Source organism: Aquabacterium sp., assembly GCF_036279655.1.
In the GTDB taxonomy this organism is placed as follows: Bacteria; Pseudomonadota; Gammaproteobacteria; order Burkholderiales; family Burkholderiaceae_C; genus Aquabacterium.
Genome location: NZ_DASUIT010000086.1, coordinates 15,112 through 30,293, shown reverse-complemented (window position 1 = coordinate 30,293; position 15,182 = coordinate 15,112). Strand labels below are relative to the sequence as shown.

The window sequence follows — 15,182 nt, the reverse complement described above, 5'->3', positions numbered from 1 at the left end:
CTTTGCGGTCGGCCCACCAGCCCACGACGGGGCCGGCGGCACCCCAGACCAGATTCTGGATGGCCATGGCCAGGGAGAAGGTTTCCCGGCTCCAGTCCCGGTCCATGGTGATGGGGGCCAGCCACAGGCCAAAGCCGTGACGGATGCCCATGGAGAGGGTAACGACCAGTGCTCCGCACATCAGCAACTGCCAAAGGGGCAGGGCGGGCGGGGTCTTGTGAGTCGGTGAAATCTGTGGGGTGAGGGGCGGCACGGGCACTCCGGTGTCGACAGCGCCTGAGCGGGCGCTCCGGTGGAGTGCCTCGACGTGTCGTCAGACCTGCATGTTCATGATATCCGTGTATGCCTGAACCAGCTTGTTGCGGAACTGAACGGCCGACTGGAAGCCCAGTTGCGCTTTCTGCATCGCAATCATGGTTTCTTCCAGGCTCACGGTGGGGTTGTCGAACTGCACCTCCCGCTGCATGGTGGCCGCCTGAGTCTGTGCCTGGCTGATCCCTTTGAGCGCCTGGGAGAAGGAGGTCTGGAAGCTGGACTCCACGCCGCCGACGCCACCCACACTGCTGGCGGCGGTCTTGGCCTGGACGCGCTGAGCGACGTCTGCCATGCCTGCCCGGGAGGCGGCCTGTGCAAAGTCGAAAGGCTTAAGTTTCAGGTCCATGGTGCCGATAGTCCGGTTGAAAGGGCGTGATGTCCATCACCCACGTTGCACATGCTAGCGGGGGTGAGGTCGTCCCTATGGTTGGAAGTGGTCTGCATTTAGCTCGCTGTTCGCGGCATTTTTGCCCGCTCGACGCTCGAATAATGAGACCGTTCCAATGGGTTTGCGGCATCGTGTAGTCATCGATGCGCTGCCCCTCAGCAGATCGCCCTCATGGAAGTCACCATCCCTCAGCCTCAAGCCCTTGCCCCAGCACCCGATGGCGTGCTGCAAGTCGCCACGCCGGGCTTTGCCCAGCGGGTGATGGCCTTGCCCGCGCAGCGCAAGTTCATGCTGGGCGGCGGTGTCGCCGTGCTCCTGGCCCTGATGGTGGCCATGGTGATGTGGAGCCAGCAGGCCGACTACAAGATCCTGTTTGCCAATCTGTCCGACAAGGACGGGGGCGCCATCCTGGCCCAGTTGCAGCAGATGAACGTGCCTTACAAGCATGTGGACGGTGGCTCCATCATGGTGCCGGCCGACAAGGTGCATGACGTGCGCCTCAAGCTGGCCTCGGCGGGGCTGCCCAAGGGCTCGGTGACGGGTTACGAGCTGATGGAGAACCAGCGCTTTGGCGTGACGCAGTTCCAGGAACGCCTGAACTTTCAGCGCGGCCTGGAGGGGGAACTGACTCGCTCCATCCAGACCCTCTCCGGGGTCGAGAGCGCCCGCGTGCACCTGGCCCTGCCCAACCAGAACGGCTTTTTCCGTGAGCAGCAAAAGGCTTCGGCCTCCGTGATCCTGTCCCTGTATGCCGGTCGCACCCTGGACAAGGGGCAGATTGCCGGCATCGTGCACCTGGTGTCCTCCAGCGTGCCCGAGATGTCGCCCAAGGCGGTGAGCGTGGTCGACCAGTCGGGCGCGCTGTTGTCGGCGGTGTCCGAGTCGGGTGATCAAAGTGGCATGGATGCCCAGCAACTGCAGTATGTGCGCCAGATGGAGTCCAACTACACCCAGCGCATCCGCGACCTGCTGGAGCCGGTGGTGGGCAGCGACAACCTGCGTGCGCAGGTCACTGCCGATCTGGATTTTTCACAGGTGGAGTCCACGGCCGAAGAGTTCAAGCCCAATCAGAATGCCGCGAGCGCCGCCGTGCGCAGCCAGCAGACCAGCGAGCAGGTGGGTGCGGGCTCGGGGGCGGTGCCCACGGGCGTGCCTGGTGCCATGAGCAATCAGCCACCCACACCGGCCACGGCCCCTGTGAATGGGGCATCGCAGCCCCTGCAGGCAGCCCAGAATGGCCTGGGCGCGGGCGGCAACAGCCGACGCGATGCGGTCACCAATTACGAGGTGGACAAGACCGTGCGCGTGACGCGCAACGCCACCGGAACGGTCAAGCGCCTGACGGCAGCCGTGGTGATCAACCACATCACGAAAACCGACGCCAAAGGCAAGACCACGACCGAGCCGATGTCGCAGGAAGACCTCGACAAGCTGACGGCCCTGGTCAAGGAGTCGATTGGTTTCAGCGAGCAGCGCGGGGATTCCGTCAAGGTCATCAATACACCCTTCCAGCCTGTCAAGGATGAGGTGGTGGACGTGCCTTTCTGGAAGCAGCCTGACACCATGGACATGCTGCGCACGCTGGTGGTGCCTGGCGCCATGACGGCGCTGGCGCTGATCGTGGTTTTTGGTGCCATCCGCCCGGCCATCAACGCGGCCAAGCCGCCTCCGTCGGATGACAAGCGACTCCACGCCGTGGTGGATGACGCGCAGGAGTTGCCTGGCCTGAGCAATGACCAGGAAGTCCTGCCCGCGCTGGGTGCACCGACGCTGGACAGTCGTCTGGATGCCGCGCGCAAGCTGGCCAAGGAGAACCCGGTCGCTGTCGCCAACATCGTTCGCTCGTGGGTCAATAAGGATTGATGCTGTCATGGATGAACAAGGACTGGAAGACGCTGCCATCTTTCTGATGTCTCTCGGGGAAGAAGAGGCGGCGGAGGTGTTCAAGCAACTGGAGCCCAAGGAGGTCCAGGGGCTGGGTGAAACCATCGCCCGGCTCAAGACCGTGCCGCGTGAGCGCGTGGAAACGGTGATCCATCGTTTCACCACGGAGGCGGTGGAGATTGGTACGCTGGTGTCGGACACCGATGAATACGTCAAGGGCGTGCTGCGTCGTGCCCTGGGCGATGAAAAGGCCAATCTGCTGATCGACCGCATCCTGCAGGGCAGCGACATTGCCGGCATCGAGAGCCTCAAGTGGATGGACCCCGGTTCGGTGGCGGAGCTGCTGCGCAACGAGCATCCGCAGATCGTGGCCGCGATCCTGGTTCACCTCGATCCCGACATGGCCTCGGGCGTTCTCAAGTTCTTCAGCGACCGTCATCGCAATGAGGTGATGATCCGCATTGCGACCCTGGACGGCATTCAGCCATCGGCACTCAAGGACCTCAACGAGGTCATGTCGAGGGTGCTGGCCGGTGGCAGTCAGATCCGTCGCCAGTCCTTGGGCGGCGTCAAGCCCGCTGCCGAGATCATCAACCTGATGGGCTCGGCCCTGGAAACCTCGGTGCTCGATTACATCCGTGAGTCCGATGGTGATCTCGCACAGAAGATCATGGACAACATGTTCGTCTTCGACGATCTGATCAAGCTTGACGACAAGGGCTTCCAGGCCCTGCTCAAGGAAGTGCAGACCGAGTCGCTCATCATCGCCCTCAAGGGCGCATCACCCGAGATCCGCGACAAGGTGTTCAAGAACATGTCCAGCCGTGCGGCAGAAACCCTGCGCGAAGACCTGGAATCTCGCGGACCGGTTCGCCTCTCCGAGGTCGAAGGCGAGCAAAAGGAAATGCTCAAGATCGTGCGTCGCCTGGCAGATGAAGGCCAGATCATGTTGAGCAGCGGAGCGGATGATGACTTCGTCTAAGACCCCTCCCGGCGGCGCGCCCGCGGGGCCGGGTGGCAACAACTACACGCGCTTCATTCCCCGCGAGGAGCTGGGCTCCTTTGCCGCCTGGAATCCGGCGTCGCTGGAAGATCCCGGTCAGCAGCGCAGCGCACCAGGCGAGTCTCCCGCCGGTGGTGGGGTGCACAAGGCACCGTTTGCGGTGCGCGCGGGTGTGGCGGGTGCCCAGGCGGAGCCTCGCACCGCTGGCACGGTGCCACCCGTGAGTGTGCAGGTGGGTGGGGGCCCTGAGGCGGCCGCCCAGCGCCAGGCGGCCGAGAAGGCGTCTGCTCCACCACCGCCTGACGTCGACATGCTGGTCAAGGATGCGCGTCAGGCTGGTTATCAGGACGGTTACCGCGATGGCCTGGCGGCCCTGGAGAGCTTCAAGCAGGCCCAGGCCGCTCAGATGGCCGCCTTCATGAGCGATCAGGTTGGCGCGCTGGTGTCCGACATGCAGTTGCGGCTGGAGTCGGTCGAGCAGCAGTTGTCCGGCCGCATTGCCGGGGTGGCGCTGGAGCTGGCCCGCCAGGTGGTGCGCAGTGAAATTGCCTTGCGTCCTGAGCTGGTGGTGGCTGTGGCGGAAGAGGCGCTCAACACGCTCCTGATTTCTGCGCGACAGGTCACGGTGCGGCTGCATCCCGAGGACTACGCGCTGGCGCACGGGGTGCTGCAGGAATCCCTGAGCTCTCGTGGTGCGCGTGCGGTGTCCGATCCTCACATCAGCCAGGGCGGGTGTCTGGTCGAATCCGACATCGCCGTGGTGGACGCCAGCGTCGAGGCGCGCTGGCATCGCACGGCTGCCGCCATGGGCATGCGCCTGGAGTGGGGCGATCAGCCGACCAAGCCGGTGACGGGGATCATTGATTTGCCCGAGGGCGACAACGAGTGGCTGGATGACGCGGACTCGATCGGATCGTCAATGGGAGGTGCCCTGTGAACATGCCCACGCGAGCACGCCGTGACGTCGACATGAACCGCTGGAGTCGTTTTCTGGACGATCTGGATGCCTGTGCTGGCGCCCCTCAGCCCCTGGAGAACCAGGGCAAACTCGTGCGGGTGGCCGGTCTGGTGCTGGAGGCCGCTGGCCTGAGGCTGCCAGTGGGCGCCGTTTGCGAGATCCACTCCGAAATGCGCCTGGAGGCCACACCGGTGCTGGCCGAGGTGGTGGGCTTTGCGGGCGACCGAGCCTACTTGATGCCCACGGCCGAGGTGCATGGTCTGGCCAGCGGGGCACGCGTGGTCCCCCGCGCCTTGCCGATCAATCCGCCTGTACTGGGGCGTCCCAGCCATCCCTGGCGCCGCAGCGAGGACCGCACCCGTCATCTGCCCATCGGCAGCGGCCTGCTGGGGCGTGTCGTCAACGCCCAGGGCGAGCCGCTGGACAAGCGTGGGCCCCTCAACCATGTGCGCAGCGAGCCCCTGGTGCGCCGTGCCATCAATGCCATGGAACGCGACCCCGTCCGCATGCCCTTGGACACGGGTGTGCGCGCCATCAACGCCATGCTGACGGTGGGGCGCGGGCAGCGCATCGGCCTGTTCGCCGGCTCCGGTGTGGGCAAGAGTGTGTTGCTGGGCATGATGGCCCGCTACACCCAGGCCGACGTCATCGTGGTGGGGCTGATTGGCGAGCGTGGTCGCGAAGTCAAGGAGTTCATCGAGGATATCCTGGGCGAAGAGGGCCTGGCCCGCTCGGTCGTGGTGGCCGCGCCGGCCGATGCGCCACCGCTGACCCGCATGCAGGGCGCCACCTATGCCACCGCCGTGGCCGAGCATTTCCGCGATCAGGGCCTGCATGTGCTGCTGCTGATGGATTCGCTCACGCGCTACGCCATGGCACAACGTGAAATTGCCCTGGCCATCGGTGAGCCGCCAGCCACCAAGGGCTATCCGCCCTCGTGCTTTGCCAAGCTGCCTCAGTTGGTGGAGCGCAGCGGCAATGGCCTCAATGGCCATGGCTCGATCACGGCGTTCTACACCGTGCTGTCCGAGGGGGATGACCAGCAAGATCCCATTGCCGATGCGGCCCGGGCCATCCTGGATGGCCACATCGTGCTGTCCCGAGACCTGGCGGAATCCGGACATTTTCCGGCCATCGACATCGAACGTTCTGCGTCGCGCGTGATGACCAATGTGGCCAGCCGCGAGCACATCGAAGCATCCCGGCGGTTTCGCCAGATGTGGTCACGCTACAGCAAGGCGCGGGACCTCATCCAGCTGGGGGCCTACTCCCCTGGCAGCGATCCCGATCTGGATCAGGCCGTGCGGGCCCATCCGCACATGGTGTCCATGCTTCAACAAGACATGCATACACCCGCTAATTTGACCGACAGCGTCGGGCAGTTGCGTGAGATTGTTCAGTCATGAGCAAGTGCATTGACAGGAGCCAACCGTGAGCAGCCCGCAGCAATCCCTGATCGCCGTTCTGGAACAGGCGCAAGAGGCCCGCGATGAGGCCATGGCCCTTTTTGAAAGCAGCCGCAAGGCGCATGAGGCCGCGCGCCAGCAACTGCAGTCCCTGCATGATTTCCGCCGTCAGTACGAGGTGCGCTGGCAAGGCCAGTTCCGTCAGAGCGGCGGTGTCGAGATCATCCGTTGCTACCAGGAATTCATGACCCGCCTGACGGACGCCGAGAACGAGCAGCAGCGCCGCGTCGACCATTGCGAGCAGGCCATGAACCGCCGCCGCTCCGAGTTGATCGAGCGCGAGCGCAAGGTCGCGGCCGTCAATCAACTGCTCAAGCGCCGCGAGGATGAACTGGCCCTGCGTGAGCGCCGTCGTGACCAGAAGGCCACGGATGAGCTGGCCGCCCGCCTGATTTCTTCCCCATCCCCCATGCAGGCGCCCACCCTGCCCAGCGGTCACGCCTGACGGCCTGTCGGCAGGCCGTCCTGAACGCCTTTTCTCGGAGATGCCCATGAGCTCCACCCAATTTCATTCGTTTCAGAGCACGGCCGGCGCCCAGCGGGGCGGCACGGCCGATTCGGTGTCCAGTGCCCTGGGTGCCCTGAGCGGTGGCTCTGGTGCGGCGTCCGATGCGCAGGCCTTTGCCCGATGGATGGCGCAGCACCGTGATGTGCAGCAGCCGGCGGTAGCGTCTGCGCTGAACGCCGGGGCGCCTTCGGTGCCTGCGAATCAGAACGCCCTGAGCGCCCGATCCATGGTGGCCACGGCGGCTTCAGCGACAGCCCAGGCTGCACAGCGCAGTGCCCAGGCCGCCGCGACGGCCTCGCGTCAAGGTGAGGCTCAGCAGTCTGCCCAGGCAGCGGAAAAGGCGCGCCTGGCCGCCAAGCAGAACCAGTCCAAGCCTCCTGCCAAGCAGGCTGCGCCTGCACACGAAACGCCCAAGGCGCCTGCCGATGTGTCGGTGGACTGGGCTGCCGTGCAAGAGGGCAAGGAGGTGAACTTCAAGACTGCGCAAGGGGAAGCATCGGCCTGGGTGCAGGAGTTGCAGCCCCCGCAAGAGTTGACGACCTCCGATCCGGCGGCCATGCTGGCCTGGCTGGCCAGCCTCACGCAGGCCGACGGCGCGTTGCCGGCGGCAGAGGAGGCCGGCTCCGACATCAACCTGGATGCCGAGTCGTCTGCGGACACGGGTCGTTCCGAGCTGGATCTGGGACGGGGTCTGGGTGCGCGCGCCTCAGCGCGCTCGGCTCATGAGGCCTTGACCGATGCCAGCGAGTTGGCCCATCGCATGGACACCCTGCGTGACAGCCTGCAGGGGCGCGGTCAGGAGGTGGCCGTGCAGGAAGAAGCGGGCCTGATGGAGGTCGCCGGCAAGGGCGCTTCCGGCCTGGAGTTCAGCGCCATGCTGGCGCGTGATGTGGCTCGTCCGGTGAACAACGCCGTGTCGTCCAGCGAGTCGACTCCTCACCATACCGCGACGCTGGCCACCCCGGTGGACAGCCCCGATTTCGCACAGGCCCTGGCTGACCGCGTCAGCATGTGGGTGAGCGGTGCGGCTGCGAACGGCCCGATGACGGCGGAGTTGCGCCTTAACCCGGCGGAGATGGGCCCGGTTCACATCCGCATCGAACTCGATGGGGTCAATGCCCAGGTGGACTTTGCCGCAGCTCAGGCTGATACCCGTGAAGCGATTGAAGCCAGCATGTCCCTCCTGTCGGGTGCTTTGGAAGAGGCCGGCCTGAATCTCTCCGGCGGCGGTGTGTCGGACCAAGGCGCGCGCCAGGCCTGGTCGGGCCCGCAGGATCAGAACCCGCAGGGCCGCGCGCCCTCATGGACACCCGCAGCCTCTCGCGAGGCGGGCGGGCTCACCGAGACCCTGGCACCTCCGATGCCGCCCCGCCAGGGCATGGCATCGGGTGGACTGGCCGGAGGCCTGGATCTCTACGCCTGACAGCGGGCGGGGAGGGCCTGCGAAATGGCCGGTGATTTGGGCGCCTTATTCGCACATTGCAAAAAGCCTGGGCCTGAATAATCAGGTCAGAGCTTGAATCGGAGATCAATGTATGGCTGCCGCCCCCGCACCCGCCGAAGGAGCCGCCCCCAAAGGCGGCAAGAAAAAGCTGATCATCATCATTGCTGCCGTGCTGGGCCTGGTCCTGGTCGGCGGTGGCGCTGCGGTGTACTTGATGCTCAAGAAGCAGCATGCCGCCGAGGCCGCTGCCGAAGACGGTGGCGACGGTGAAGAGGTCTCCGCCAAGAAGGCTGCCCCCAAGGATCATGGAGAAAAGGGCACGCCCCCCACCTTCGTGCCCCTGGATCCTTTCACGGTCAACCTGGCGGACAAGGATGCCGACCGTTTTGCCCAGATTGGGCTGACGCTGCAGGTCGATGACCCCAAGATCGGCGACGAGCTCAAGTCCTACATGCCGGCCATCCGCAATGCCATCTTGCTGATCCTCTCGCACAAGACCGCCGACGAACTGCTCTCGCCCGAAGGCAAGGAAAAGCTGGCCGAAGAGGTTCGCCGCGAGGCCGCCCGTGCGATGGGCTATGAGGTCGAGGATCCCGAAGAGGCTGCGGCCGAGGAAGAGGACGAAGCCCCCAAAAAGAAAAAGAAGAAGAAAAAGAAGGTCGAGCTCTACAACCCCATCGTGCATGTGCATTACGCCACGTTCATCGTCCAGTGAACCGGGTCGCCGAGCAGTGAGCCGCCATGAACCAGCAAATACTCTCCCAAGATGAAGTGGATGCCCTGCTTCAGGGCATCACGGGCGAAAGCCAGAAGCTGGAGCAGGAAGACACGCCCAAGGAGGGCATCCGCGAGTACAACCTGGCCAACCAGGAGCGGATTGTTCGTGGTCGCATGCCCACGATGGAGATCATCAACGAGCGGTTCGCACGCAACATCCGCATCGGTCTGTTCAACTTCATCCGCAAGTCCCCCGAGGTGTCGGTGGGCGGCATCAAGGTTCAGAAGTACAGCGCCTTCCTGCGCGAGATCGTGGTGCCCACCAACTTCAACATCATGGCGCTGCGCCCCTTGCGTGGCTCCTGTCTGGTGGTGTGTGATCCGACGCTGGTCTTTTCGGTGATCGATGCGCTGTTTGGCGGCGCTGGCAAGTTCCACACCCGCATCGAAGGGCGTGATTTTTCGCCCACCGAGCAGCGCATCATCACCCGTCTGATCGATGTGATCGGCACCGAATACAAGCGCGCCTGGAAGGGCATCTACCCCGTGGAGCTGGATTACCAGCGCTCGGAGATGCAGCCCCAGTTCGCCACCATCGCCACCCCCAGCGAGATCGTGGTGTGCACCTCCTTCACGTTGGAGATCGGTGACACCAGCGGCACCATCCACTTCTGCATTCCTTATGCGTCGCTGGAGCCCATCCGCGACATCCTGTATTCGTCCATCCAGGGCGATTCGGCCGAGCCCGACCGCCGCTGGGTGAACCTGCTCAAGCAGCAGATCCAGTCCGCCGAGGTGGAGCTGGTGGCCGAACTGGCCCAGGCCCCCGCGACGGTGGAGCAACTGCTGGCCTTCAAGCCCGGCGACTTCGTCGAGCTGGACCTCAATCAACTGATCCAGGCCAAAGTGGACGGGGTGCCGGTGCTGGAGTGCTACTACGGTACGTCCAACGGCAAATACGCCCTCCGTGTGGAACAAATGCTGACCAGCGCCGATGCGGGTTGGCTGGGAGATCGACATGACTGACAACGCTGAGTTCCCTCCTGCCGGTGATGCCGAGCAGGACGCCATGGCCGCTGAATGGGAGGCCGCGCTGGCGCAGCAGTCGTCCGCCCCCAGCAGCACCGCCACGGAAGTGGCCGAGCCGGCCCAGCAGGTCACGCCTGCGTCCTTCGCGAACTTCTCGCCCACACCGGCGATGCCCGCAGGCAATGACCTGAACATGATCCTGGACATCCCCGTGCAACTCACGGTGGAGCTGGGGCGCACGCGCATCCCCATCAAGAACATCCTGCAGTTGGCGCAGGGCTCGGTGGTCGAGCTCGATGCCCTGGCCGGGGAGCCCATGGACGTGCTGGTCAACGGCTTCCTGATCGCCCAGGGCGAGGTGGTGGTGGTCAACGACAAGTTCGGTATCCGCCTGACGGACATTGTCACCCCTTCAGAGCGCATGCGGCGCCTGAGCCGTGGCGCCTGAGTGCCGAGAGGATCAGACATGCAATCGACGGGTTTGATGGTGTTCTGGCTGGTGGTGGTGCTGGCCATGATCCCCGCCTCGCTGTGGCTGCTCAAGCGCTCGGGCATGGTGGGCAACGCCCTCAAGGGTGGTGGGCCAGCCGTGCTGCAGACCGTGGCGCAGACGAATGTGGGCCCGGGCCAGCGCGTCGTGACGGTCGAGCTCAACGCCGGTGGCGAGCGGACCTGGCTGGTGCTGGGCGTGACCCAGCAGCAGATCACGGCCCTGCACACCCTGGCTGCGCCCGCAGGGAGTGCATCCCCCCAGACCTCTGCTCAGTTGCCGCCCGCGGCACAAGCGTTCTCATCCCTGTTGCGTCGTACCAGCGATCGGGTCATCCCCCCTTCTGCCTGATGGACCCCATGAGCCACATCTCTCTCCTCTGGCGTCGCCTGGCCCCCTGGGCCGCGGCCTTGCTGACCCTCAGCCCGCTGATGGCGGCGGCGCAGACACCTGGCGTTGGCGGCAGCTCGCTGCCTTTGCTGGTCGGGCAGGGCGGCGGCGCCAACAGCTACTCCGTGCCGGTGCAGACCCTGCTGTTCTTCACCGCGATGAGCTTCCTGCCGGCCCTGCTGCTGATGATGACGGGCTTCACCCGCATCGTCATCGTGCTCAGCCTGGTGCGGCAGGCGATCGGCGCCCAGTCGGCGCCACCCAACCAGGTCATCATCGGGCTGTCGATGTTTCTGACGCTCTTTGTCATGGGCCCGACTTTCGACAAGGTCTACAAGGACGCCTACGAGCCCTTCGCGGCCAACCAGATCACCTTCACCGAAGCGCTGGACCGCGGTCAGGTGCCCATGCGCGATTTCATGGGGCGCCAGACCCGGCAGTCTGACCTGTCGCTGTTTTCCAAGCTGGCCAAGTACGAAGGCGAGATCAAACCCCAGAGCGTGCCTTTTCGGGTGTTGGTGCCGGCTTTCGTGACCAGCGAGCTCAAGTCGGCCTTCCAGATCGGTTTTCTCATCTTCATTCCTTTCCTCGTCATCGACATGGTGGTGGCCAGCGTGCTCATGAGCCTGGGCATGATGATGCTATCGCCCGTCATGGTGGCGCTGCCCTTCAAGCTCATGTTGTTTGTGCTGGCCGATGGCTGGAACCTGCTGCTGGGATCGCTGGCGGCCAGTTTTGCCTAGCACCCACGTCACCCCACCCCAAGAGATGGACCGATCATGGACCCGCAACAAGTACTGACCATCGGCCGCGATGGCCTGTGGACCCTGCTTCTGGTGTGTACGCCGGTGCTGGCCGTGGTGCTGGTGGTGGGCCTGGTGGTCAGCATCCTTCAGGCGGCCACTCAGATCCACGAGCAGACGCTGTCTTTCGTGCCCAAGCTGCTGGCGGCCTTTGCCACCATGGGCATTGCCGGGCCGTGGATGCTCAGCGTGCTGGTGGACTACATCCGCAACGTGCTGCAGTCCATTCCCACGGTGGTCGGGTGACATGATCACCTTCAGCGAGGCTCAGATCATGGCGTGGATCACGCCCTGGCTGTGGCCCTTCTTTCGGGTGCTGGGACTGTTCACGGCCGCGCCGGTGCTGTCCACCCGGGCCATTCCGCGCCGTGTGCGCATGGGGCTGGCCTTGCTGGTGGTGATGGCCGCTCAGCCCAGTCTGCCCGAGATGCCTCAGATCAACGTCAATTCGGCCGAAGCCGTGATGGTGGTGTTGCAGCAGGTGCTCATCGGGGTGACGGTGGGTTTTGCCGCCCGGGTGATCTTTGCCGCGATCGAGTTCGCAGGTGAAATCGTCGGCTTGCAGATGGGCCTGAACTTCGCCAGTTTCTTTGACCCGATGTCGGGAGGGCAGGCCACGGCCGTCAGCCGCTTCTACGGCACCTGTGCGGCCTGGCTGTTCGTGGTGATGAATGGCCACCTGCTGATCACGGCGGCCGTGGTGCAGAGTTTCACGACCTTTCCGGTCGGGCCCGAGCCCCTGGCCTTCATCCGCACCTTGCAGCCTCAGGTCTGGGGTGCAGAAGTCTTCAGGCTGGGGCTGTGGGTGTCCTTGCCCATCGTGGCCATGCTGACCCTGGTCAACATGGTGATGGGGCTGATCGCCCGGGTCGCCCCCCAGATGAACGTGTTTTCGGTGGGCTTCCCGGTGTCGATCGGGGTGGGCTTGCTGGGCCTGTGGCTGACCCTGCCCATGATGCAGGTGCCCTTCACGATGGCCATCGAGCGCATGTTGGCGCTCTTTGGCTGAGGCCGAAGGGCCCGTGTCGCCGATCAGCTCTGCTGACGGCGGCGTGCCACCACGCTGATGCCCACCAGACCCAGACCCATCAGGGCATAGGTCTCGGGCTCTGGCACGGCCGCAACGCTGGCTGCGCTCAACTTGAACTCTGCCAGGTAAGTTGAGCCCAGCACGCCCTCGACGGAGCCAGTCACCGTGGCGGTGTAGTCACCTTGAGGCAATGTTTCGCTGATCAACTGGGCCAAATTGGCATCGAAGCCCATGAGCTGCAAGGCCGTCAGGTCCGCGGTGTAGGCCGCGGTACCTTCGGCCATGCTGCGGGCCTCAATGCCCTCCCAGACCTGTCCAGTCTGGTGGTTGCGCAGGCTCAGCGACACATTGTCCATGCCGACCAGGAAATGCTGGACGGTGCTGTGGCCTGTCTGGGGCAGCAGATAGATCGATCCTTCGGCAGGCGCAGCCAGGCTGAAGCTGAATGTGTCGCTGAAGGCGCCGCGGGTGTCCTGTTTGTTCTTGAAAAGCTGATAGGCGGTATCTTCACCTGCAGGCAGGGTCAGGGTGTAGTCCTTGGCTTGGGCAGTCAGTGCGCACAGGGCCAGGCAGGCGATCGAAATGGTCTTGTCAATCATGGGGTTCCCTCCGGGATCGTGATGGTTCTCACGAACTTTAAGCCAGCGTTCTCTTCACAATGCCAGGATCTCTGCAAGAGATGTAAGCAGATATGCGGACCCTGATCCGTTCGGACTGCACGGGCCTTCTACAATCGGCCGCCATGGCTTCCGCTAAACCTGTGACCAAAACAAGCACCCAGCCCAACGCCACCTACGGCGAAGGCTCCATCCGCGTCCTCAAGGGCCTGGAGCCCGTCAAACAACGTCCGGGCATGTACACCCGGACCGACAACCCTCTGCACATCATCCAGGAGGTCATCGACAACGCCGCCGACGAGGCTCTGGCGGGCTTTGGCAAGCGCATCGCGGTGACCCTGCACGCCGACGGCTCCGTCAGCGTCGAGGACGACGGCCGGGGCATCCCCTTTGGGTTGCACCCGGAAGAGCAGGTCCCGGTGGTCGAGATCGTCTTCACCCGCTTGCACGCGGGCGGCAAGTTTGACAAGGGTTCGGGCGGTGCCTACAGCTTCTCGGGTGGCCTGCACGGGGTGGGTGTAAGCGTGACCAACGCACTGTCGACCCGTCTGCAGGTGATGGTCTGCCGAGACAAGCAGGTGGCCCAACTGGCTTTCAGCGGCGGCGACGTGATCGAGCCGGTCACGGTGCGCCCCGCCGCATCGGGCGACCGCAAGAACGGCACCACCGTGCGCGCCTGGCCGGACCCGAAGTACTTCGAAAGTGCCGATCTGCCCAAGGCCGAGCTGGTGCACATGCTGCGCAGCAAGGCCGTACTCATGCCCGGGGTGACCATCACCCTCACGCACGAAAAAACCGGTGAGATCCAGACCTGGCTCTACAAAGGCGGCCTGCGCGATTACCTGACGCAGACCCTCACGACCGACCCCATCATCCCGCTGTTCGAAGGCGAGCAGTACGCCAGTGGCGCCGAGACCGAGAACTTCGCCGAAGGCGAGGGCGCCGCCTGGTGCGTGGCCTTCACCGAAGAGGGCTCGCCCATGCGCGAGAGCTATGTCAACCTGATTCCCACGGTGGCCGGTGGCACACACGAGTCTGGCCTGAAGGATGGCCTGTTCAACGCCATCAAGGGCTTCATCGAGATGCATTCGCTGATGCCCAAGGGTGTCAAGCTCATGCCCGACGATGTGTTCTCGCGCGCCAGCTTCGTGCTCAGCGCCAAGGTGCTGGACCCCCAGTTCCAGGGCCAGACCAAGGAGCGCCTCAACAGCCGCGATGCCGTCCGCCTGGTGAGCACCTACGTCAAACCCGGGCTGGAGCTCTGGCTCAACCAGCATGTGGAGTACGGCAAGAAGCTGGCGGAGCTCGTCATCAAACAGGCCCAGGCCCGTCAGCGTGCCGGCCAGAAGGTTGAGAAAAAGAAGGGCTCCGGCGTGGCCGTGCTGCCCGGCAAGTTGACCGATTGCGAAAGCCGCGACATCAGCCTCAACGAGGTCTTCCTGGTTGAGGGGGACTCGGCCGGTGGCAGCGCCAAGATGGGCCGGGACAAGGAAACCCAGGCCATCCTGCCCCTGCGCGGCAAGGTGCTCAACGCCTGGGAGGTCGAGCGCGACCGCCTGTTTGCCAACAACGAAATCCACGACATCTCGGTGGCCATCGGGGTGGATCCGCACGGCCCCAACGATGCGCCGGACCTGTCCGGCCTGCGCTACGGCAAGATCTGCATCCTGTCGGACGCGGACGTCGACGGCTCGCACATCCAGGTCTTGCTGCTGACCCTGTTCTTCCGCCACTTCCCCAAGCTGATCGAGACGGGGCACATCTACATTGCCCGCCCGCCGCTGTTCCGCGTGGATGCGCCGGCGCGTGGCAAGAAGCCCGCCGCCAAGCTCTATGCGCTCGACGAAGGCGAGCTCACCGCCATCCTCGACAAGCTGCGCAAGGAAGGCTGCCGCGAGGGGAGCTGGTCCATCAGCCGATTCAAGGGCCTGGGCGAGATGAACGCCGAACAACTCTGGGACACGACCCTGAACCCAGACACACGGCGCCTGCTGCCCGTGGCTTATGGCGAGCCGGGGTTCGAGCTGACAGAGGGTTCCTTCAACAAGCTCATGGGCAAGGGCGAAGCCGCTTCGCGCCGTGAGCTGATGGAGCTGCATGGCGACGAGGTCGAGATCGACATCTGAGCCCCCGGGCTTGT

16 protein-coding genes and 1 pseudogene are annotated in these 15,182 nt (G+C 64.5%); 14 read left to right on the top strand and 3 right to left on the bottom strand.

Annotated elements, in window-relative coordinates:
• Positions 1-181, bottom strand: a pseudogene (locus VFW84_RS10535) (MFS transporter); the annotation flags it as partial.
• Positions 182-313: 132 nt separating this feature from the next.
• Positions 314-661, bottom strand: coding sequence for a flagellar hook-basal body complex protein FliE (gene fliE / locus VFW84_RS10530; RefSeq protein ID WP_329680412.1), 348 nt, complete (start codon positions 659-661; stop codon positions 314-316).
• 213 nt (positions 662-874) lie between these two features.
• On the opposite strand from fliE, the gene fliF reads away from it, so the two are divergent.
• The 13 genes from fliF to fliR all read left to right on the top strand — a co-directional run bounded on the left by fliF (position 875) and on the right by fliR (position 12,404).
• A complete protein-coding gene (gene fliF, locus VFW84_RS10525) occupies positions 875-2,566 on the top strand; it encodes a flagellar basal-body MS-ring/collar protein FliF (RefSeq protein WP_329680411.1) in 1,692 nt (563 codons plus the stop codon).
• A 7-nt stretch (positions 2,567-2,573) separates the two neighbouring features.
• Positions 2,574-3,569, top strand: a complete 996-nt coding sequence (fliG, locus tag VFW84_RS10520; RefSeq protein ID WP_329680410.1) for a flagellar motor switch protein FliG — start codon at positions 2,574-2,576, stop codon at positions 3,567-3,569.
• Entirely contained in the window at positions 3,553-4,527 is a 975-nt protein-coding gene (locus VFW84_RS10515; RefSeq protein WP_329680409.1) for a flagellar assembly protein FliH, read from the top strand. Before fliG ends, VFW84_RS10515 begins: the two co-directional genes overlap by 17 nt.
• A 32-nt stretch (positions 4,528-4,559) precedes the next feature.
• Complete coding sequence (gene fliI / locus VFW84_RS10510) at positions 4,560-5,954, top strand: flagellar protein export ATPase FliI (RefSeq protein WP_329680408.1); 1,395 nt, start codon at positions 4,560-4,562, stop codon at positions 5,952-5,954.
• 25 nt (positions 5,955-5,979) lie between these two features.
• Positions 5,980-6,459: a flagellar export protein FliJ gene (fliJ, locus tag VFW84_RS10505; protein ID WP_329680407.1), complete on the top strand. Its 480-nt coding sequence runs from the start codon at positions 5,980-5,982 to the stop codon at positions 6,457-6,459.
• Positions 6,460-6,505: 46 nt separating this feature from the next.
• Complete coding sequence (locus tag VFW84_RS10500) at positions 6,506-7,945, top strand: flagellar hook-length control protein FliK (RefSeq protein WP_329680406.1); 1,440 nt, start codon at positions 6,506-6,508, stop codon at positions 7,943-7,945.
• 112 nt (positions 7,946-8,057) lie between these two features.
• Positions 8,058-8,681, top strand: a complete 624-nt coding sequence (locus VFW84_RS10495) for a flagellar basal body-associated FliL family protein (RefSeq protein ID WP_329680405.1) — start codon at positions 8,058-8,060, stop codon at positions 8,679-8,681.
• Between the two features lie 26 nt (positions 8,682-8,707).
• Positions 8,708-9,709, top strand: a complete 1,002-nt coding sequence (fliM, locus tag VFW84_RS10490) for a flagellar motor switch protein FliM (protein WP_329680404.1) — start codon at positions 8,708-8,710, stop codon at positions 9,707-9,709.
• Positions 9,702-10,160, top strand: a complete 459-nt coding sequence (gene fliN, locus VFW84_RS10485) for a flagellar motor switch protein FliN (protein ID WP_329680403.1) — start codon at positions 9,702-9,704, stop codon at positions 10,158-10,160. Before fliM ends, fliN begins: the two co-directional genes overlap by 8 nt.
• Positions 10,161-10,178: 18 nt before the next feature.
• Positions 10,179-10,553 carry a flagellar biosynthetic protein FliO gene (locus tag VFW84_RS10480; RefSeq protein ID WP_329680402.1) on the top strand — a complete coding sequence of 125 codons (375 nt, stop codon included), beginning with the start codon at positions 10,179-10,181 and terminating at the stop codon, positions 10,551-10,553.
• A gap of 8 nt (positions 10,554-10,561) precedes the next feature.
• On the top strand, positions 10,562-11,335 hold the full coding sequence (gene fliP, locus VFW84_RS10475) for a flagellar type III secretion system pore protein FliP (protein WP_414638961.1): 774 nt from the start codon (positions 10,562-10,564) through the stop codon (positions 11,333-11,335).
• Between the two features lie 36 nt (positions 11,336-11,371).
• Positions 11,372-11,641 (top strand): flagellar biosynthesis protein FliQ, encoded by a 270-nt coding sequence (gene fliQ / locus VFW84_RS10470; RefSeq protein WP_329680401.1) that lies wholly within the window; start codon positions 11,372-11,374, stop codon positions 11,639-11,641.
• A gap of 1 nt (position 11,642) precedes the next feature.
• Positions 11,643-12,404, top strand: coding sequence for a flagellar biosynthetic protein FliR (gene fliR, locus VFW84_RS10465; protein ID WP_329680400.1), 762 nt, complete (start codon positions 11,643-11,645; stop codon positions 12,402-12,404).
• Positions 12,405-12,427: 23 nt separating this feature from the next.
• Here the strand turns inward: fliR and VFW84_RS10460 are convergent, their stop codons facing one another.
• A complete protein-coding gene (locus VFW84_RS10460; protein WP_329680399.1) occupies positions 12,428-13,024 on the bottom strand; it encodes an FxDxF family PEP-CTERM protein in 597 nt (198 codons plus the stop codon).
• Between the two features lie 143 nt (positions 13,025-13,167).
• Between VFW84_RS10460 and VFW84_RS10455 the strand changes: the two genes are divergently transcribed.
• Positions 13,168-15,168, top strand: a complete 2,001-nt coding sequence (locus tag VFW84_RS10455; protein WP_414638960.1) for a DNA topoisomerase IV subunit B — start codon at positions 13,168-13,170, stop codon at positions 15,166-15,168.
• Positions 15,169-15,182 lie beyond the last annotated feature (14 nt).

Bases quoted from the DNA above. Each gene is read 5' to 3' on its own strand.
- fliR (WP_329680400.1), top strand. From the start codon at position 11,643: ATGATCACCTTCAGCGAGGCTCAGATCATGGCGTGGATCACGCCCTGG.
- fliN (WP_329680403.1), top strand. From the start codon at position 9,702: ATGACTGACAACGCTGAGTTCCCTCCTGCCGGTGATGCCGAGCAGGAC.
- fliP (WP_414638961.1), top strand. From the start codon at position 10,562: ATGAGCCACATCTCTCTCCTCTGGCGTCGCCTGGCCCCCTGGGCCGCG.
- fliE (WP_329680412.1), bottom strand. From the start codon at position 661: ATGGACCTGAAACTTAAGCCTTTCGACTTTGCACAGGCCGCCTCCCGG.
- VFW84_RS10480 (WP_329680402.1), top strand. From the start codon at position 10,179: ATGCAATCGACGGGTTTGATGGTGTTCTGGCTGGTGGTGGTGCTGGCC.
- fliF (WP_329680411.1), top strand. From the start codon at position 875: ATGGAAGTCACCATCCCTCAGCCTCAAGCCCTTGCCCCAGCACCCGAT.
- fliI (WP_329680408.1), top strand. From the start codon at position 4,560: ATGAACCGCTGGAGTCGTTTTCTGGACGATCTGGATGCCTGTGCTGGC.
- VFW84_RS10495 (WP_329680405.1), top strand. From the start codon at position 8,058: ATGGCTGCCGCCCCCGCACCCGCCGAAGGAGCCGCCCCCAAAGGCGGC.
- fliG (WP_329680410.1), top strand. From the start codon at position 2,574: ATGGATGAACAAGGACTGGAAGACGCTGCCATCTTTCTGATGTCTCTC.
- fliQ (WP_329680401.1), top strand. From the start codon at position 11,372: ATGGACCCGCAACAAGTACTGACCATCGGCCGCGATGGCCTGTGGACC.
- VFW84_RS10455 (WP_414638960.1), top strand. From the start codon at position 13,168: ATGGCTTCCGCTAAACCTGTGACCAAAACAAGCACCCAGCCCAACGCC.
- VFW84_RS10515 (WP_329680409.1), top strand. From the start codon at position 3,553: ATGATGACTTCGTCTAAGACCCCTCCCGGCGGCGCGCCCGCGGGGCCG.
- fliM (WP_329680404.1), top strand. From the start codon at position 8,708: ATGAACCAGCAAATACTCTCCCAAGATGAAGTGGATGCCCTGCTTCAG.
- VFW84_RS10460 (WP_329680399.1), bottom strand. From the start codon at position 13,024: ATGATTGACAAGACCATTTCGATCGCCTGCCTGGCCCTGTGCGCACTG.
- VFW84_RS10500 (WP_329680406.1), top strand. From the start codon at position 6,506: ATGAGCTCCACCCAATTTCATTCGTTTCAGAGCACGGCCGGCGCCCAG.